12 protein-coding genes are annotated in these 17,364 nt (G+C 65.6%); 6 read left to right on the forward strand and 6 right to left on the reverse strand.

The window, feature by feature from the left end:
- Positions 1 to 28: 28 nt before the first annotated feature.
- Complete coding sequence (locus XarjCFBP7645_RS19900; protein ID WP_104538887.1) at positions 29 to 1,012, reverse strand: DUF1852 domain-containing protein; 984 nt, start codon at positions 1,010 to 1,012, stop codon at positions 29 to 31.
- Between the two features lie 166 nt (positions 1,013 to 1,178).
- Entirely contained in the window at positions 1,179 to 1,772 is a 594-nt protein-coding gene (gene msuE, locus XarjCFBP7645_RS19905) for an FMN reductase (RefSeq protein ID WP_181126426.1), read from the reverse strand.
- 97 nt (positions 1,773 to 1,869) lie between these two features.
- Here msuE and XarjCFBP7645_RS19910 point away from each other — a divergent pair, with 97 nt between their 5' ends.
- The 4 genes from XarjCFBP7645_RS19910 to XarjCFBP7645_RS19925 all read left to right on the forward strand — a co-directional run bounded on the left by XarjCFBP7645_RS19910 (position 1,870) and on the right by XarjCFBP7645_RS19925 (position 6,673).
- On the forward strand, positions 1,870 to 2,784 hold the full coding sequence (locus XarjCFBP7645_RS19910; RefSeq protein WP_024938835.1) for a LysR family transcriptional regulator: 915 nt from the start codon (positions 1,870 to 1,872) through the stop codon (positions 2,782 to 2,784).
- Complete coding sequence (locus tag XarjCFBP7645_RS19915; protein WP_047126291.1) at positions 2,784 to 3,449, forward strand: epoxyqueuosine reductase QueH; 666 nt, start codon at positions 2,784 to 2,786, stop codon at positions 3,447 to 3,449. The genes XarjCFBP7645_RS19910 and XarjCFBP7645_RS19915 overlap by 1 nt, the downstream gene beginning before the upstream one ends.
- A 114-nt stretch (positions 3,450 to 3,563) precedes the next feature.
- Positions 3,564 to 4,439 carry a methylenetetrahydrofolate reductase gene (locus XarjCFBP7645_RS19920; RefSeq protein ID WP_258079595.1) on the forward strand — a complete coding sequence of 292 codons (876 nt, stop codon included), beginning with the start codon at positions 3,564 to 3,566 and terminating at the stop codon, positions 4,437 to 4,439.
- Between the two features lie 275 nt (positions 4,440 to 4,714).
- Positions 4,715 to 6,673, forward strand: coding sequence for a choice-of-anchor X domain-containing protein (locus XarjCFBP7645_RS19925; protein ID WP_104538888.1), 1,959 nt, complete (start codon positions 4,715 to 4,717; stop codon positions 6,671 to 6,673).
- Between the two features lie 1,233 nt (positions 6,674 to 7,906).
- Here the strand turns inward: XarjCFBP7645_RS19925 and XarjCFBP7645_RS19935 are convergent.
- The 3 genes from XarjCFBP7645_RS19935 to XarjCFBP7645_RS19945 are packed head-to-tail and all read right to left on the reverse strand — an operon-like array spanning position 7,907 to position 13,788.
- The gene (locus tag XarjCFBP7645_RS19935) at positions 7,907 to 9,355 is read right to left on the reverse strand and encodes an efflux transporter outer membrane subunit (RefSeq protein WP_104538890.1); all 1,449 of its coding nucleotides are present in this window, start codon (positions 9,353 to 9,355) and stop codon (positions 7,907 to 7,909) included.
- A complete protein-coding gene (locus XarjCFBP7645_RS19940; protein WP_104538891.1) occupies positions 9,355 to 12,504 on the reverse strand; it encodes an efflux RND transporter permease subunit in 3,150 nt (1,049 codons plus the stop codon). Before XarjCFBP7645_RS19940 ends, XarjCFBP7645_RS19935 begins: the two co-directional genes overlap by 1 nt.
- Positions 12,505 to 12,513: 9 nt before the next feature.
- Positions 12,514 to 13,788: an efflux RND transporter periplasmic adaptor subunit gene (locus XarjCFBP7645_RS19945; RefSeq protein ID WP_047124563.1), complete on the reverse strand. Its 1,275-nt coding sequence runs from the start codon at positions 13,786 to 13,788 to the stop codon at positions 12,514 to 12,516.
- 240 nt (positions 13,789 to 14,028) lie between these two features.
- On the opposite strand from XarjCFBP7645_RS19945, the gene baeS reads away from it, so the two are divergent.
- Entirely contained in the window at positions 14,029 to 15,408 is a 1,380-nt protein-coding gene (gene baeS, locus XarjCFBP7645_RS19950) for a sensor histidine kinase efflux regulator BaeS (protein ID WP_016901481.1), read from the forward strand.
- Positions 15,408 to 16,118: a response regulator gene (locus XarjCFBP7645_RS19955; protein ID WP_047124562.1), complete on the forward strand. Its 711-nt coding sequence runs from the start codon at positions 15,408 to 15,410 to the stop codon at positions 16,116 to 16,118. Before baeS ends, XarjCFBP7645_RS19955 begins: the two co-directional genes overlap by 1 nt.
- An 82-nt stretch (positions 16,119 to 16,200) precedes the next feature.
- On the opposite strand, the gene XarjCFBP7645_RS19960 is transcribed toward XarjCFBP7645_RS19955, so the two are convergent.
- Positions 16,201 to 17,340: an MFS transporter gene (locus XarjCFBP7645_RS19960; protein WP_039813943.1), complete on the reverse strand. Its 1,140-nt coding sequence runs from the start codon at positions 17,338 to 17,340 to the stop codon at positions 16,201 to 16,203.
- Between the last annotated feature and the right edge of the window lie 24 nt (positions 17,341 to 17,364).

Raw genomic sequence — 17,364 nt, forward strand, 5'->3', positions numbered from 1 at the left:
GATGAGTGGTGTCTTGCGTTCTTGTTGATCAGACAGCGTGGTGAGAAACCCACTGCGCGAGAATCTTGCCGTAGGGCCTGATGAAGTGCTCCTCGGTGAATTTGCCCTGTGTCACCGCGAGCTGGCTGCGCTCTTCCCGGTCGTAGACGATCTGGGTAGAGGAATAATCCTGATGCTTCAGGCTCGGCTGGTAGACGGCCCCCGCCGCGGAATTGGCGTTGTAGATTTCCGGGCGGTAAATCTTCTGGAACGTCTCCATGGTGCTGATGGTGCCGATCAGCTCCAGATTGGTGTAGTCGTTGAGCAGGTCGCCGAAGAAGTAAAAAGCCAGCGGGGCGACACTGTTGGGAGGCATGAAATAGCGCACCTGCAGGCCCATCTTTTCGAAGTAGCGATCGGTCAGGGAAAACTCGTCCTGCCGGTATTCGATGCCGAGCACGGGGTGCCGGTTGCCGGTTCGGTGATAGACCCTGCTGCTGGAGACGCTGATGCAGATGACCGGCGGCTTGGCAAAACGCGCCGTATAGGCGTCCGAGTCCACGAAGTGCTTGAACAGCTTTCCGTGCAGGCTGCCGAAATCATTCGGGATGCTGAAGCCGGATGCGTCCTGATTGTGCGCCGGCAGCAGCACGCTGAAATCGTAGTCGCGCACGTAGGAGGAAAAATTGTTCCCTGCAATGCCATCGATGCGCGCGCCACTCGTCTTGTCGAGGATGCTGGGTTTCAATATCTCGATCAGCGGAAATGCATCGCCGCTTTCGTTCTCGCCGATGTTCATCTCGACAGAGATGATGTCCAGCTCCACCGCGTAGCGGTCGCGGGTGGGGTTATCCCAATGCGCCAGGTCGTTGCAGCGGTTGTTGATCATCGCAAGCGTGTTGCGCAGGTTTTCCTGCCGACGCTGCCCCCTGGCCAGGTTGGCAAAGTTCGTCGTGTTGCGCGTATTGGCCGCGGGACGATAGTCCTCGTCAAACCGCTGACGTTTGATGCTGAAGGTGAATTCTTGAGTCATTGCAAGCTGACGCCTTGTTTCCGAAATTGATTACGAGCGCAGGTCTGGGCGCAGGGGTGGATTCCTGCTGGATGGATGCCGGGACTTTGGATCTGCGGACAGTTGCCAACCGATCCTGTAGCCGGCGCGCCGTGTTGACCCGCCGAGCAACCGTGACCGGGTGGCCTCAGGCCGCGGCCACGTTTTCTGCGGCGATGGCACCTGCCTGCCGCGTCAATCCGATCAGCGGCAATGCCCGTTGCACCGCCAGCCTGGCCCGCTCGGCCAGGGCTTCGTTGTGCACGCGGTAGTCCAGGAAGTCGCGGTCGGTGGCATAGACGCCCAGCGGCAACGTGCGTGCCTGGAAGAAGCTGAAAAGTGGCCGCAACTGATGGTCGATCACCAGCGCATGGCGCTCGCTGCCGCCGGTGGCCGCCAACAGCACCGGGGTGTCGATCAAGGCATCCTGGTGGATGAAGTCAAAGAAGTGCTTGAACAGCCCGGTGTAGGAGCCGCGATAGACCGGCGTGGTCACCACCACCACGTCCGCCTGCTCCACGGCGGCGAGTTCCTGCTCCACCGTCGCCGGCAGCTGCGAGCGCCAGACCGCACCGGCGAACTGTGGCGCCAACGCCCCGAGTTCGACCAGATGTTGCTCGCACGGCACGGCAGCGGCGATCAGCGCCAGCAGGTGTTCGGCCAGGGCGACGGCCTTGGAGGGGCGCTGCAGCCCGCCGGAGACCGCGACGACGCGGAGGGGGTGTGGCACGTTGACAGTCATGCGGGTTGACCTGAAACGACGAACCCCGATGCTAGGGCTCGCATTCAATGAAGTAAAATGGTGTTATTTCAACAATCCATGAATTCGGATCATCTGAATGCTTGAGCGCATCCATCTCACCATCGTCCAGCAGGTCGAGCAGCAGGGCTCGCTGACCGCCGCCGCCGGCGTGCTGAACCTGACCCAGTCGGCGCTGAGCCACAGCATGAAGAAGCTGGAGCAACAGCTGGGCACCGACGTGTGGCTGCGCGAGGGACGCAACCTGCGCCTGACCCAGGCCGGCCAGTACCTGCTGGCGGTGGCGAACCGGGTACTGCCGCAGCTGGACCTGGCCGAGGAGCGCCTGGGCCAGTTCGCGCAGGGCGAACGCGGTGCGCTGCGTATCGGCATGGAATGCCATCCCTGCTACCAGTGGCTGCTCAAGCTGGTGGCGCCCTATCTGGCCACCTGGCCGGATGTGGATGTGGACGTCAAGCAGAAGTTCCAGTTCGGCGGTATCGGCGCGCTGTTCGGCTACGAGATCGATCTGCTGGTCACGCCCGACCCGCTGTACAAGCCCGGGCTGCGGTTCGAGCCGGTGTTCGACTACGAGCAGGTGCTGGTCGTGGCCAAGGGCCATGCGCTGGCGTCGGCCGCCTACGTCAAGCCCCAGCAGCTCACACGCGAGGTGCTCATCAGCTATCCGGTGGACCTCGAGCGCCTGGACATCTACAGCCAGTTCCTGCTGCCGGCCGGTGTCACGCCCAGGCGCCACAAGGCCATCGAAACCACCGACATCATGATGCAGATGGTGGCCAGTGGCCGCGGCGTGGCCGCCATGCCACGCTGGCTGGTGGAGGAATACGCCGCCAGGATGGACGTGGTGCCGGTGCGGCTGGGTGCGCGCGGCATCGCCAAGCAGATCTTCCTGGGCGCACGCGAGGCCGATATCGCCGTCGACTACCTGCGTGCCTTCATCGAACTGGCCCGCCAGCCTGCCAATGGCACCGCCACGACATCCGGAGCCCACTGATGGATACCACCGCAACCCGCACGCCACTCCCACTGCCTGCCGGCCACGACAAGGTGTTGCTGCATTCCTGCTGCGCGCCGTGCTCCGGCGAGGTGATGGAGGCCATGCTGGCGTCCGGCGTCGACTACACCATCTTCTTCTACAACCCCAACATTCATCCGCGCAAGGAATACGAGCTGCGCAAGGACGAGAACATCCGCTTTGCCGAGCAGTGCGGCGTGCCCTTCGTCGATGCCGACTACGATCGGGACAACTGGTTCGAGCGGGCCCGCGGGATGGAGAACGAACCCGAGCGCGGCGTGCGTTGCACCATGTGCTTTGACATGCGCTTTGAACGCACCGCGCTGTATGCGCACGAGCACGGCTTTCCGGTGATCACCAGCTCCCTGGGCATCTCGCGCTGGAAGAACATGCAGCAGATCAACGACTGCGGCGTGCGCGCTGCGGCCAGGTATCCGGGCTTGATGTACTGGGACTACAACTGGCGCAAGGGCGGCGGTTCCTCGCGCATGGTCGAGATCAGCAAGCGCGAGAACTTCTATCAGCAGGAATACTGCGGCTGCGTCTACTCGCTGCGCGACACCAATCGGCACCGCGTGGAAAGCGGGCGCAGTCGCATACAACTGGGCGTGAAATTCTACGGCGATGCGGAACAGGACGATTGAGCGCAAGCGGGTCTTGGGGCGCGGCCGGGATCTCGATGTGCTCTTGGCCCCTGCCCGCTCGATCGGGGCTGACGCAGCGGCGCAGCCACTCACCACCACAGGACGGCAACACCCTTGATCGATCCGGACACGCCCAGCCTCGCCGGCACCCTCACCGAGGCCTATTCGCTGGAGGTCAGCGCAAAGCACATTGCCGGGCTGGCTGCAGCGGCGCCCCGGATCACGCGTGGCGCAACCATTGCCATCCCCTACTTGCCCAACCAGGACGACGATGCGCGGCTAGCGGCAGCACGGATGGTGCGCGCACTCGACTTTCAGCCGATGCCGCACCTGTCCGCGCGCCGTATCGCCTCGCGCGAGCAGCTGCACGCCTTCGTCAGCCGCGCCGTCGATGACGCCGGCGTCGAGTGCTGCCTGGTGATTGCGGGCGATCCGCCTGCTCCGCTCGGGCCGTTTCCGGACAGCTTGTCGCTGATCGATACCGGGATCTTTGAGCGCTCCGGCATCCGGACCATCGCTGTGGCGGGGCATCCGGAAGGGCATCCAAGCATGCCTGCAGCCGATCGATGGGAGGTGCTGCAGCGCAAGTGTCGCAGCATCGCCGAGCGCGGCATGGCGCCGCTGATCGTCACCCAGTTCGCGTTCGATGCCGACATCGTGCTGACGTGGTTGCAGGCGCTGCGCGCGCGCGGCATTGCACATCCCGTGCGTGTGGGCGTACCCGGTCCTGCCGGCGTGGCGGTGCTCGCACGCTATGCCGCCAGCTGCGGTGTCGGCGCATGCGCATCGATGCTGTCAAAGTACGGCATCTCGCTCGGCAAGCTGTTGGGCACCGCCGGGCCGGATCGTTTTGTGGAACGGCTGGCCACTGGCCTGACTGATGCGCACGGCGAGGTCCGCATGCACTTCTATCCCTTCGGTGGCATCGCCCAGACTGTCGCCTGGGTAGAGCAATACCGCACCCTTACCGCGCGCGTTCAGGCGGACTGACACTCGCCGAACCCTGCGCTGCACAGCGACCGCAGACCTTTGGCTTTCATCAAGCAATGCGTCGTGGACCTCGACATATCCACGACCGCGATCACAGTCTCTACTTCTTACTTCTGGCGTTTTGTTCGCTGCGCGTGAGGTGCTGCAGCGCACAGCAGACCTGTCACACGTGCGCGGTATAACCATCGGCGAATCGCGGCGAGGGGGCGCTGCATCCGATGCCGTTGCCATGCGCGGCGGCATCGCTTCTGCAACGTTCAAGGAGAGATGTCGCCATGCCGAAGCCGTCGCTGTTGTCCCTGCTGTGCACCCTGTCGCTGGTCTCCACGCCGCTTGCCGCGGCCGAGCTGCAGCCCAAACAACTGGCTGGCCCACCGGAGGAGTTCGCGCAGATGCGCGCGCCCGATCCGGCCGAGTCGGCGATCCTGTCCAAGAGCGCCTTGCTGCCGGTGGAGTTGACGCCGGCCGGCAAGTCCGCACGCTGGCAAGGCACCTTGCCGGTGGAAAACGGCCATCTGCGTTTCATGGTGCTGGCCGGCGACCAGCCGTGGGAGGCGGCGGTGACTGCACCACGTGTTGCCGGCGCACGTGCCGCTGCTGTTACACCGCAACTGCAGGCACAACGCACACTGCTGGGCAGCGCCGAGAGCGGCAGCAGCGGCATGCGTTACGCGGTGGAATCCGCGCAGAACGGCAACTGGGCGCTGACGCTGCAATCGGCGGCACCGGTGGCGCAACGCGGGTATGTGCTGATGGAAGGCGATGCGCGCACGCAGCTGGCCTCGTACCCGCGCCATCGTCGGCAGCAGGTCGGCCAGTCGCTGACGCTCAACGCCTTGCTCAGCGGCAACGATGCAGCCGGCGCGAGCTTGCTGGCCGCGCAGGCGGGGCAGATCGAGACAGCGAGCCTGCGTGTGATCGACCCGCAAGGCGGCATCCGCACACTGCCGATGGCCGATGACGGGCAGCACGACGATGGTGCTGCCGGCGATGGCGTGTATGGCGGCACGTTCCAACCGACGGCCGAAGGCACCTGGATCGCACAGGTGATCGTGCATGGTCGCGACCAGGCCGGGCAGCCGTTCGTGCGCACCAGCGAGCATGTGTTGCCGGTGCTGGATACCTCCCTGCGTCTGCTCGGCAACGCGCTCAGCGCACGCGCTGCCGACGGCACCCGGCTCAGCATTGCCTTGCCGGTCGCCGCGCGCGGCAAGGCACCATCGCATTACCGCGTGTTAGGCCAGGTCTGGGGCACCGATGCCAAGGGCAAGGACGTGCCGGTGGCGTGGATCGGCGGCATGCTGACGCCGCAGCAAGGCCAGCTGCCGTTGAGCCTGGACGAACGCTGGGTCGCGCGTGCCGGCGCGCGTGCGCCGTTCACGCTGCGCGGGCTGCGCATCGAAGACCCGGACCATTACATCCCGCTGGTACAGTCCGACACGCTGCCGTTGCAGCTGCCCGCGTTGCGCCGCGCCAGCATCGCGCGCTCTGCCGCTGCGATTGACGAAAGCATGCGCATGGGGCCACGTCCGACGACGCTGGCCCGTGCCACTGCGATGGCGCAACCGCAGGCCGCGGGGTCACAACTGGTGCTGGTGCATGGTTATTGCTCCAACGGCGTGTGGCCGCAGGCGCAGTTCACCAATGCATCCTCTTTCCTTGATGCCAAACAGAACCGCAGCAACGACCAGTTCGCACAGCGGTTGGCGCAGTTCGCCAGTCAGTGGTCCTCGTTCGCGACGGTGGCGCACAGCCAGGGCGGCATGGCCGCGCTGCATCTGTACACCTACTACTGGAGCGGGCTGGATAACGCCACAGGTGGGCGGGTGATGCAGTCGGTCGGCACGCCGTACCAGGGCACCAATCTGTCCGGCATTCTGGCGGCGGTGGGCTCGTGGTTCGGCGTGGGTTGCGGCACCAATACCGACATGACCTACGACGGCGCCAAAGCCTGGTTGGCCGGTATTCCAGCCGATGCGCGCGCCAAGGTCAATTACTACACGACCTCGTTCGCCAAGACCAACTGGTACACCAACGACTACTGCAACGCGGCCTCGGACCTGGTACTGAACGACCCGGAAGATGGCACCGTGGAGCAGGTCAACGCGCAGCTGCCGGGCGGCGTCAATCGCGGCCACACCACCGGGCAATGCCACACCACCGGCATGCGCGACCCGGCGCAGTATCTGGATGCCAGCCGCAATGCGGTGATGAACGCCAACGCGGCGAAGTGATGCGGTTTCAGCAATGTGCAATGCGATGGCCGGCGTCTGCGTCGGCCATCGCAGCATGCGTGGGAACACCGATCTATGGGTTGTAGTCAACGCGGCGAAAAACTGCTGCGTTCACCGATAGGTGGTGCAGCGCGATGTCCTTATCGCTTGCGGGACACTTGGCGGCATGAAGGTGGTCGAACGTGCGTACACGTCGGTCGCAGAGCGGATGACCTGTGGCTTGGCTGCAAGGTCCTTGCCCGCCCGCCATCACAGGACACGCCGACGTACGTCTTTGTACGACATCGAGGCTCGGATCGCGCCTTAGCGACGCTGCGGTTCGAAGTCTTGGTTGCCCTATGGGTCGTGTCTCAATGCATTTGGACAGCGCGGATAGATCAGGTGTAGAGCTGCTGATCTGCGGCTTGGCTGCAAGGTCCTTGCCCGCCCACTATCGCAGGACACGCCGCAAGTACGTCCGTGTAGGCTCTGGCGCGGCATCCATGCCGCTCAAGGTCCCGCGACGGTGAGCGGACAAGCACCCGTCGAGATGGTCGGTGTGCATGGTTGCGAGCGGCGCATGACGGGCGCTGGTCGGATCACCGTGTGTTCGATTAACCCCTCACCATTTTCCCGTCGCAAGGCGAGCAGCAGACGGGCTTTCAACACGCAAGCTACAAACGTCTCATCTGCTACGGCAAGCCGAGTAGCAAGCTCTCAAGAAAGCCGCCGACCAACTCTCTGGTGCAGTGTCCTCGCCGCTTGCGGGACCCTTGGCGGCATGGATGCCGCCAAGGAGCCTCCACGGACGGATTCACGGCGTGTCCCGCAAGCGGTGAGGGCATCGCACGCTCGACTCACCTAGCTTTTGATTCAAGACTCGGAGCGCGCCTTAACGACGCTAAGGCTCGAAGACTTGGTTGCTTTATGCGTGGTGTCGCGATGCACGCGGACCATGCGGATAGATCAGGCGCAGAGCAGACGATCCACGGCTTGGCTGCAAGGCCCTTGCCCGCCCACCATCGCAGGACACGCCGCAAGTACGTCCGTGTAGGCTCTGGCGCGGCATCCATGCCGCTCAAGGTCCCGCGACGGTGGGCGGGCAAGGTCCCGTCAGGATGGTCGGTGTGCATGGTTGCGAGCTGTGCGCACCGCGTGGCTGTCTGATGAGATGCGATCTGGTCCGCTCCTTTGACCTTGGCAGTTTCACTGCCGTTGCGGATATGGCGGATGCCCTTGCGCATCCGTGCAGGGCTACTGTTGCGCAAGCGGTTGCGATTGCGCATCGGCGCCGCCGCCGAGCACCTTGTACAAGGTCACCCGGTTGCTCGCTTCGGTCAGCCGCAGGCTGATCAAGGTCTGCTGTGCGCTGTAGAGCGAGCGCTGCGCGTCCAGCGCCACCAGATAGCTGTCCACGCCATTGCGGTAGCGCGCATCCGACAGGGTGAAACCGCGTTGTGCCGCGTCCACCAGGGCGCGCTGCGCGTCCATGCGTTCGTCCAGCTGGGTGCGTTCGGCCAGCGCGTCGGCCACTTCGCTGAAGGCGGTCTGGATGGCCAGTTCGTATTGGGCGATGGTGATGTCCTTCTGCAGCTTGGCCACGTCCAGTTCGGCCTTCAGGGCGCCGGCGCGGAAGATCGGCAGGCTCACGCTGGGGGTGAACGACCAGGTGTGGTCGCCATCGAACAGGCTGGACAAGGCATCGCTGCCGCGCCCGACATTGCCGGTCAGCGAGATGGTGGGGAAGAACGCCGCACGCGCCGCGCCGATGTCGGCATTGGCGGCCTTGAGCGTGTGCTCGGCCGACAATACGTCCGGGCGCTGCAACAGCACGCGCGATTCCAGCTGCGCCGGCAACGGCGCCAGCGCCACGCCGGTCTCGATCGCATCGGCAGCCGGCAATAACGCCGCCGGTACCGGCGCGCCCACGACCAGATTCAAGGCATTGCGCGACTGCGCCAGCTGGGTGGTGAAGCTGGCCACGTCGGCGCGCGCGCTTTCCACACTGGTCTGGATCTGCGCCAGATCCAGACCGGAGACGATGCCATTGTCGTGCTGCAATTCGGTCAGGCGCAGCGTCTTGCGCTGGCTCTCCAGGGTCTGCTGGGCAAGTGCCAGCCGCTGCTGATCGGCGGCCACGGTGAGCCAGTCGCTGGCCACTTCGGCCACCAGGCTCAGGCGGGTGCTGCGCTGGGTCTGCTCGCTGGCCAGATAGGTCTCCAGCGCTTCATCCTTGAGGCTGTGGATGCGCCCGAACAGGTCCAACTCCCAACTGCTGATCCCCACCTGCCCGGTGGCGCTGCGGATGATCTGCGGCGCACCGGTGAAACTGGTCGCGGCCGCAGCACGTTGCGCGGTGTGCGACACGGTGGCGTCCACTGCGGGAAACAGGTCCGCACGCTGGATGCGGTACTGCGCGCGTGCCTGCTCGATGGTGAGCACGGCCACGCGCAGGTCGCGGTTGTTGTCCAGCGCCAGTGCGACCACCTGTTGCAGACGCGCATCGACCAGCACCTGCCGCCAGTCCAGTCCAGCCGCAGCGATAGTGCTGCCATCGGCACTGCCGCCGTGGGGCGCGCTGCCGGTGTCGCCGACCACGCCGGGCACCGGTGCGTCCGGGCGCGCATACCGCGGCGCCATGCTGACGCAGCCGCTCAATGCGATGGCGCAGGCCACTGCCAGACCAAGGGTTGTCGTGCGCATCATGGAGTCACCTCGGAGGTGGAAACGGCGGTGGGGTGCGCGGCAGCCTTGCCGGGAAACAGGCTGCGCACCATCACGTAGAACAACGGCACGAAGAAGATGCCCAGCACGGTGGAGGCCAGCGTGCCGCCCAACACGCCGGTGCCCAGCGAATGGCGTCCGCCGGAGCCGGCGCCGCTGCTGATCACCATCGGCAGCACGCCGAGCATGAAGGCCAGCGAGGTCATCAGGATCGGGCGCAGGCGCATGCGTGCGGCATGCAGGGTGGCCTCGATCAAGGGCTGGCCCTTCTCTTCCAGCTCCTTGGCAAATTCCACGATCAGGATGCCGTTCTTGGCAGCCAGGCCCATCGTTGCCAGCAGGCCGACCTGGAAGTAGATGTCGTTGGACAGCCCGCGCATCCAGGTCGCCAGCAGCGCGCCGACGATGCCCACCGGCACCGCCAGCATCACCGAGATCGGAATCGACCAGCTCTCGTACAACGCGGCCAGGCACAGGAACACGAACACCAGCGACACCGCATACAACATCCAGGTCTGGGTGCCGGCCGCCTGTTCCTGATACGACATGCCCGACCAGGCGTAGCCCACGCCCTTGCCCATGCTGTCCACTTCGCCGGCGACCGCGGTCATCGCATCGCCCGAGCTGATGCCGGATGCAGCGCTGCCGGTGATCTCCATCGATTCGCTGCCGTTGAAGCGGGTCAACACCTGCGGTGCATAGGCCCAGGCGCTGCTGGCGAATGCCGAGAACGGCACCATGGCGGCGTCGCTGTTGCGCACGTACCAGCGGTCGATATCGCCGGGCAGCATGCGCGCGGACGCTTCGCCCTGCACGTATACGCGCTTGACCCGGTTGTTGTTGAGGAAGTCGTTGACGTAACGCCCGCCCATCACCGTGGAGAGCGTGGTGTTGATGTCGGCTGCGGCAACGCCCAGGGCGCCGGCCTTGGCATCGTTGATCTGCACGCGATAGGTCGGCGCATCGTCCAGGCCATTGAAGCGCACTGCCGTCAGGCTCTGATTGCCGTTGGCCAGCTGCAGCAACTGCTTGCGCGCTTCCACCAGCGCCTCGTGGCCGTTGCCGGCAGCATCCTGCAGCTGCAGGGTGAAACCGGAACTGGTGCCCAAGCCATTGATTGCCGGCGGCGTCAATGCGAACACCTGTGCGTCGGGCAGCGTCATCATCATCGCGCCGGTGATGCGCTGGGCCACCTCCTGCGCCGAGCCCTCGCGGTCGGCCCAATCCTTCAGGCGGATAAAGCCCATGCCCGAGTTCTGGCTGCTGCCGGCCAGGCTGAAACCGGAGATGGTCATGATGCCCTGCACTTCCGGCTGCTTGAGGATGAACGCGGTGGCCTGGTCGATCGACTGCTGGGTGCGTTGCTGGGTGGCACCGGCCGGCGCGCTGAACATCACCATCAGCATGCCCTGGTCTTCTTCGGGCAGGAACGCACTGGGCAGACGCCAGAACAGCAGGCCAAGTACCACCAGCAGCAGCGCATAGACCAGCGAGCCGAGCTTGCGATGGCCGACGATGCGCTCCACGCCACGCCCGTAGCCCTCGGTGCCGCGATCGAAACGCGTGTTGAACCAGCCGAAGAACCTGCCCAGCACGCCCTTGCGCGAGACATGGCCGCCCTTGTCGATGGGCTTGAGCAAGGTGGCGCACAGCGCCGGGCTCAGGGTCAACGCGACCACCAGCGACAGGATCATCGCCGCGGCAATGGTCACCGAGAACTGCCGATAGATCTCGCCGGTAGCACCACCGAAGAAAGCCATCGGCAGAAACACCGCCGTGAGCACCAGCGCGATGCCGACCAGGGCACCGGTGATCTGGCCCATCGAGGTATGCGTGGCCTCGCGCGGCGACATGCCCTGCTCGGCCATCAGCCGCTCGACGTTTTCCACCACCACGATCGCATCGTCCACCAGCAGGCCGATCGCCAGCACCATGGCGAACATGGTCAGCGTGTTGATCGAAAAGCCCAGCAGCGACAACACCCCGAAGGTGCCCATCAGCACCACCGGCACCGCGATCACCGGTACCAGCGTGGCACGCCAGTTCTGCAGGAACAGGTACATCACCACGACCACCAGCACGATCGCTTCGATCAGGGTCTTGACCACTTCCTCGATGGAGATACGCACGAACGGCGTGGTGTCGTAGGCGACCTCGTACTTCAGGCCAGCCGGAAAATACGGCTTGAGCGCATCCAGCTTGGCTTCCACCAGCTTGGCCGCGTCCAGCGCATTGGCGCCGGTCGCCAGCTGCAGGCCCATGCCCGAGGCGGCCTTGCCGTTGAACTTGGAACTGGAGCCGTAGGATTCCGAGCCCAGCTCCACCCGCGCGACATCGCGCAGGTACACGGTGGCGCCGCCGGCGTCGGACTTGAGCACGATGTTCTCGAACTGCGCCGGTGTGCGCAGCTTGCTGCGCGAGGTCACCGTGGCATTCAACTGCTGGCCCTGCAGCGCCGGCAATGCACCCAGCGCGCCCGACGAGACATCGGCGTTCTGCGCGGCGATCGCGCTGCTGACATCCGAGGGCATCAATGCGTAGGTGTGCAGTTTCTCCGGATCCAGCCACACCCGCATCGCGTACTCGGCACCGAACACGTTGACGCTGCCGATGCCGTTGAGGCGGCTGATCGGGTCCTGCAACGAGGACACCATGTAGTCGCCGATGTCGGTGCTGTCCATGCTGCCGTCTTCGGAAGTGAAGGCCAGCACCATGAACATGCTGCCGCTGGCCGACTTGGTGACGGTCACGCCGTTGGTCTTGACCTCGTCGGGCAGCAGCGCCTCGCCTTGCGACACCTTGTTCTGCACCTGCACCTGCGCGGTATCCGGGTCGGTGCCGGACTCGAAGGTCAGCGTGAGTTGCGCAGTGCCCGCCGAGCTGCTGCTGGAGGACATGTAGAGCAGATTGTCCAGGCCTGTCATCTGCTGTTCGAGGATCTGGGTGACCGAGTTCTGCACGGTCTCTGCGGAGGCGCCGGTATAGGTCGCACTGACCGTCACCGAGGGCGGTGCGATGTCCGGGTATTGCTCCAGCGGCAGCGAGAAGATCGAGATCGCGCCGGCCAGCGTGATGACGATGGCGATGACCCACGCAAAGATGGGGCGGTCGATGAAGAAACGAGCCATGGGAGTTCCTCAGTCGGCCTTGGGCGTGGCGCTGGCCGGCGCTGCAGGCGTCGACGTGGCCGCACGCGCAGCGGCAGCGGGTGCGCCCGGTGCGACTGCAGCAGCTGCATTCGGCGCTGCCGCTGGGGTAGCTGTGGTGGCGCTCACCTCGTGCGCCTTCACCGGCATGCCGACCTGGATCTTCTGCAGGCCCTGCACGATCACGCTCTCGCCCGCAGACAGGCCTTCGCTGACCACCCAGCGATCGCCTACCGCATCGCCGGTCTTGAGCACGCGCTGCGCCACCTTGCCATCGGCGCCGACCACCATCGCCACCGCCTCGCCCTTGCTGTTGCGGGTGACGGCCTGTTGCGGCACCAGGATCGCCTGCTCGTTGACCGCCATCGACAGCACCGCCTTGACGTACATGCCGGGCAGCAGCAGATGGTCAGGGTTCGGAATCACCGCACGCAGTTTCACCGTGCCGGTGGTGGCATCCACCGCGGTATCCACCACTTCCAGCGTGCCGGTGCGCGCGTAGGCAGTGCCGTCTTCCAGCAACAGTTTGACCTCGGCCTTGCCATCGACGGCCTTGAGCTGGCCGGCATCGAGCTTGCGCCGCAGCTGCAGCAGCTGCGCGCTGGACTGGCTGACATCCACATAGATCGGATCGAGCTGATTGATGGTGGTGAGCACATCGGTCTGGTCGGCGGTGACCAGCGCACCCGGGGTGAAGCTCGAAGTGCCGATACGGCCGCTGATCGGCGCGGTGATGCGGGTGAAATCCAGATTGAGCTTTGCGGTCTGCAACGCCGCCCTGGCCGCGGTGACTGCGGCTTCGTTCTGGCGCAAGGTGGCGGTGGCGTCGTCGCCGTCCTGCTGGCTGACCGCATCCAGCTTGACCAGCGTCTGATACCGCTGCGCCTTGGGCCTGGCCGACAGCACCGCCGCTTCGGCCTGCGCCAGTTCGCCTTGCGCGGACGCGTAGGCGGCCTGGAACGGCGCCGGCTCGATCTGGTACAGCACCTGCCCGGCCTGCACCTGCTCGCCTTCGGTAAACAGCCGCTTGCGCAGGATGCCGCCCACTTGCGGGCGCACCTGCGCGCTTTGATAGGCCACGGTGCGCCCGGGCAGCGTCTGGTCCAGCGCCAGGCGCTGCACGTCCACGCGTTGCACGCCCACTTCCACTTGCCGCTGCTGCGGCGCTTGCGCAGGCGAACACGCCGCCAGCGCGACGGAGATCATGGCGGCCAGCAGCCACTGACGCGGCACCACGGCAGAACGGAAGGAAGCAACGCAACGCATACGGCGCACTCGGGAGTGATCGGAGGATGCGCACGCTACGCTGCGAATATGGAGCAAATTTGAAGATTTGCATCGGCAGACAGCAGGCGCTTGCTTTCGGGGTTTAATGAAGTCCCAATACGGTTGTGCACGACACGCACTGCATCGGCAGCTGCAGTCGCCGCTGCTGCAACCTGCCATGCCTGCAGCAAGCGCACCTGCGTGCCTGACCTCATTCGCAACAAGGTTGTCCCAGCCTCGATGAAACTCGGAATCACCGCCAAACTCTTCCTCGCCATCCTCACCGCCTGCATTGCAGTGCTGCTGATCAATGGCCTGGCCGGGCAGCTGTTGCTCAGGAAGCAGTTTCTCGACTATCTCAGCGAGCAGGGCATCGAGCGGATGCTGGAAGTATTGCCGCGCGTGCAGGCCGACTACGCCAAGCACGGCGACTGGAACTTCATCCGCGACAATCCCGATGCCTGGTTCGTGCTGATGCGCCCGGAGCTGCCGCAGAACCTGCCGCCACGCGCACCACCGATCTCCGATCAGACCGGCGCGGTGTTTCGTTTCGCGCTGCTGGATCGCGACTACCGGGTGATCATCGGCAACCCCGACGTCAGCCGCACCGACACGCTGCGCCCAGTGGTGGTGAACGGGCAGACGGTGGGCTGGATGGGCATGCTGCCCTTCGAGAAGGTGCTGACCGCCAACGACGCGCGCTTCTACCAGGCCCAGCAACGTCTGTGGTGGACTGTCGGCGCGGCGTCCATCGTGGTGGCCGCGCTGTTCGGCTGGCTGCTGTCGCGCACCTTGCTGCGGCGCGTGCGCAGCCTGACCGCGGCAATCCATCGCCTGGCGGCCGGCGACTACGGCACGCGACTGGAGGCGCGTATGCGCGATGAGCTCGACCAGCTCGCGCGCGACTTCAACCAGTTGGCGCAGGCACTGGACAACAACGAACGCGCGCGTCGCGATTTCATGGCCGATGTCTCGCACGAGTTGCGCACGCCGCTGGCGGTGCTGCGCGCCGAGCTGGAAGCGCTGCAGGACGGCATCCGGCCGATGACGCGCGAATCGCTGACCTCGTTGCACCAGGAAGTCGGCCAGCTCGGCAAGCTGATCGAGGATCTCTACGACCTGTCGCTCACCGATGTCGGCGCGCTGGCCTACCGGCGCGCGCCGATCGATCTGAGCGTGGTGCTGCAGTCCACGTTGGCCGGCATGCACACGCGCATTGCCGCAGCCGGGCTTACGCTGCAGGCCCACGGCATCACTGCGCCGCTGCATGTCGACGGCGACGAGCGTCGGCTGCAGCAGCTGCTGTCCAACCTGCTGGAAAATGCCTTGCGCTACACCGATGCCGGCGGCCAGTTGCGGGTGCAGTGCGCACGGCGCGCGCACCTGGTGGAGATCGTGATCGAAGACAGCGCGCCCGGCGTGCCGGCAGACAAGCTCGATCGCCTGTTCGAGCGCTTCTATCGCGTGGAAGGCTCGCGCAATCGCGCCAGCGGCGGCAGCGGGCTGGGCCTGGCGATCTGCCGCAATATCGTCGGCGCGCACGACGGCGAGATCCACGCCACCGCTTCGCCCCTGGGCGGCCTGCGCGTGACGCTGCGGCTGCCGACCCTGGAGGCCTGATGGACGACACCGCCACCACCGCAGCACCGCACGCGCACGTGCTGATCGTCGAAGACGAACCGCGCCTGGCCGCGGTGCTGGGCGAGTATCTGCATGCGGCCGGCTATTCGCATCATTGGGTGGCCGATGGTGCGCAGGCGATTGCCGCGTTTCGCGCGCAGTCGCCGGATCTGGTCCTGCTGGACCTGATGCTGCCCAATCGCGATGGCATGGAGATCTGCCGCGAGCTGCGCAGCCTCGGCGCGGTGCCGGTGATCATGGTGACGGCGCGCGCCGAAGAGATCGACCGCCTGCTCGGGCTGGAGATCGGTGCCGACGACTACATCTGCAAGCCGTTCAGCCCGCGCGAGGTGATTGCACGGGTGCGTGCGGTGCTGCGCCGCCACCGGCACGATCCCAACGCGGTGCCCACGCATGGATTGCTGATCGATGAGGCCGCCTGCCGCGCCAGCGTGGCCGGGCGCGACCTGGACCTGACCCAGGTCGAATTCCGCCTGCTGCGCACGCTGTGCGCAGCGCCGGGGCGCGTCTATTCGCGCGAACAGTTGATGGACCACGTGTATGTGGACCACCGCATCGTCACCGACCGCACCGTGGACAGCCACATCAAGAACCTGCGCCGCAAGCTGGCCGAGGTGGGCGGCGAAGAATGGGTGCGCTCGGTGTACGGCGTGGGCTATCGCTTCGAGTATCTAGCCACCGAAGCGTAATCAATATCCTCCCCTCGTAGGAGCGTGCCTGCGCGCAACGCACTCCCGACACTCCAGCAACCACAGGCGCGATCCCCAACACTCACACCTTCAACCAACGCGTCGACATCGCCACGCCCACCATCAGCACCGCAACAGCGAGCAAGGCGCCGACCAGGCCGATGCCATGCGCGGCGAAACCGATCAGCGCCGGCCCGGCCAGGATGCCGGCATAGCCCAGTGTGGTGACCGCAGTGATGGCAATGCTTTCCGGCATGCGCGTCTGGTTGCCGGCCAACGAGAACAGGGCCGGCACGATATTGGCGCAGCCCAGGCCGACCAATACGTAACCGGCCAACGAGGCCTGCCATGGGCTCACCAGCGTGAGCACGCAGAAGCCCGCGCTGGCCAGCAGCGCGCCCACCACGATCGAGCGGATGCGCCCCAGGCGCTCCACCACCGCATCGCCCAGCAGGCGCGTCACCGTCATGGTCAATGCAAACACCACATAGCCCACGCCGGCGGTGCTCGGGGCGACCTGGTGCACATCGGCCAGGAACACCGAGCTCCAGTCCAGAATGGTGCCTTCGGCCAGGAAGACCACAAACGCCAGGATGCCGATGAACAACACGATGCCCCTGGGCAGCGCGAGCAACGGCCCCTGTTGCGCCACGCGCTCGGTCCGCCAGTGGCGTACCGCCAGCGCGGCGACAAGCAGCATGGCGATCACTCCGGCAACTGCCGCGCTCGACGGGGAGAGCTGCGCCGACAGCAGCAAGGTCATCGCGCCGGCACCGACGAAACCGCCGATGCTGAAAAACGCATGGAATCCCGACATCATCGCGCGCCCGGCATCGCGCTCGACCACCACCGCCTGCATGTTCATCGCGCAATCCATGGCGCCCACGCCGGCGCCGAACACGAACAGCACCGCGCCCAGCAACCACGGATCGGCGACCACCGCCAGCAACGGCAGGCTGAGGCAGATCAGCGCCGACGTCACCGCCATGACCGCACGGAAACCGAAGCGCGCCGAGACGGCGCCGGCCAGCGGCATCGCCAGGAACGAGCCTGCTCCCAGGCACAGCAGGATCAGGCCAAGCGCGCCATCGTCCACGCCGGTCCTGGCCTTGGCGAATGGCACCAGCACCGCCCAGACCGCGGCAGCAAAGCCGGGAATGAAGAACGCCGCGCGGGTGGCGTGCTGTTGCGCGCGAGCGCTGGAGCCGGGGATTAGCGACATGCAAACAATTCCAGAAGGAAGCGG

The organism is Xanthomonas arboricola, assembly GCF_002940665.1.
Lineage (GTDB): Bacteria > Pseudomonadota > Gammaproteobacteria > Xanthomonadales > Xanthomonadaceae > Xanthomonas > Xanthomonas arboricola_B.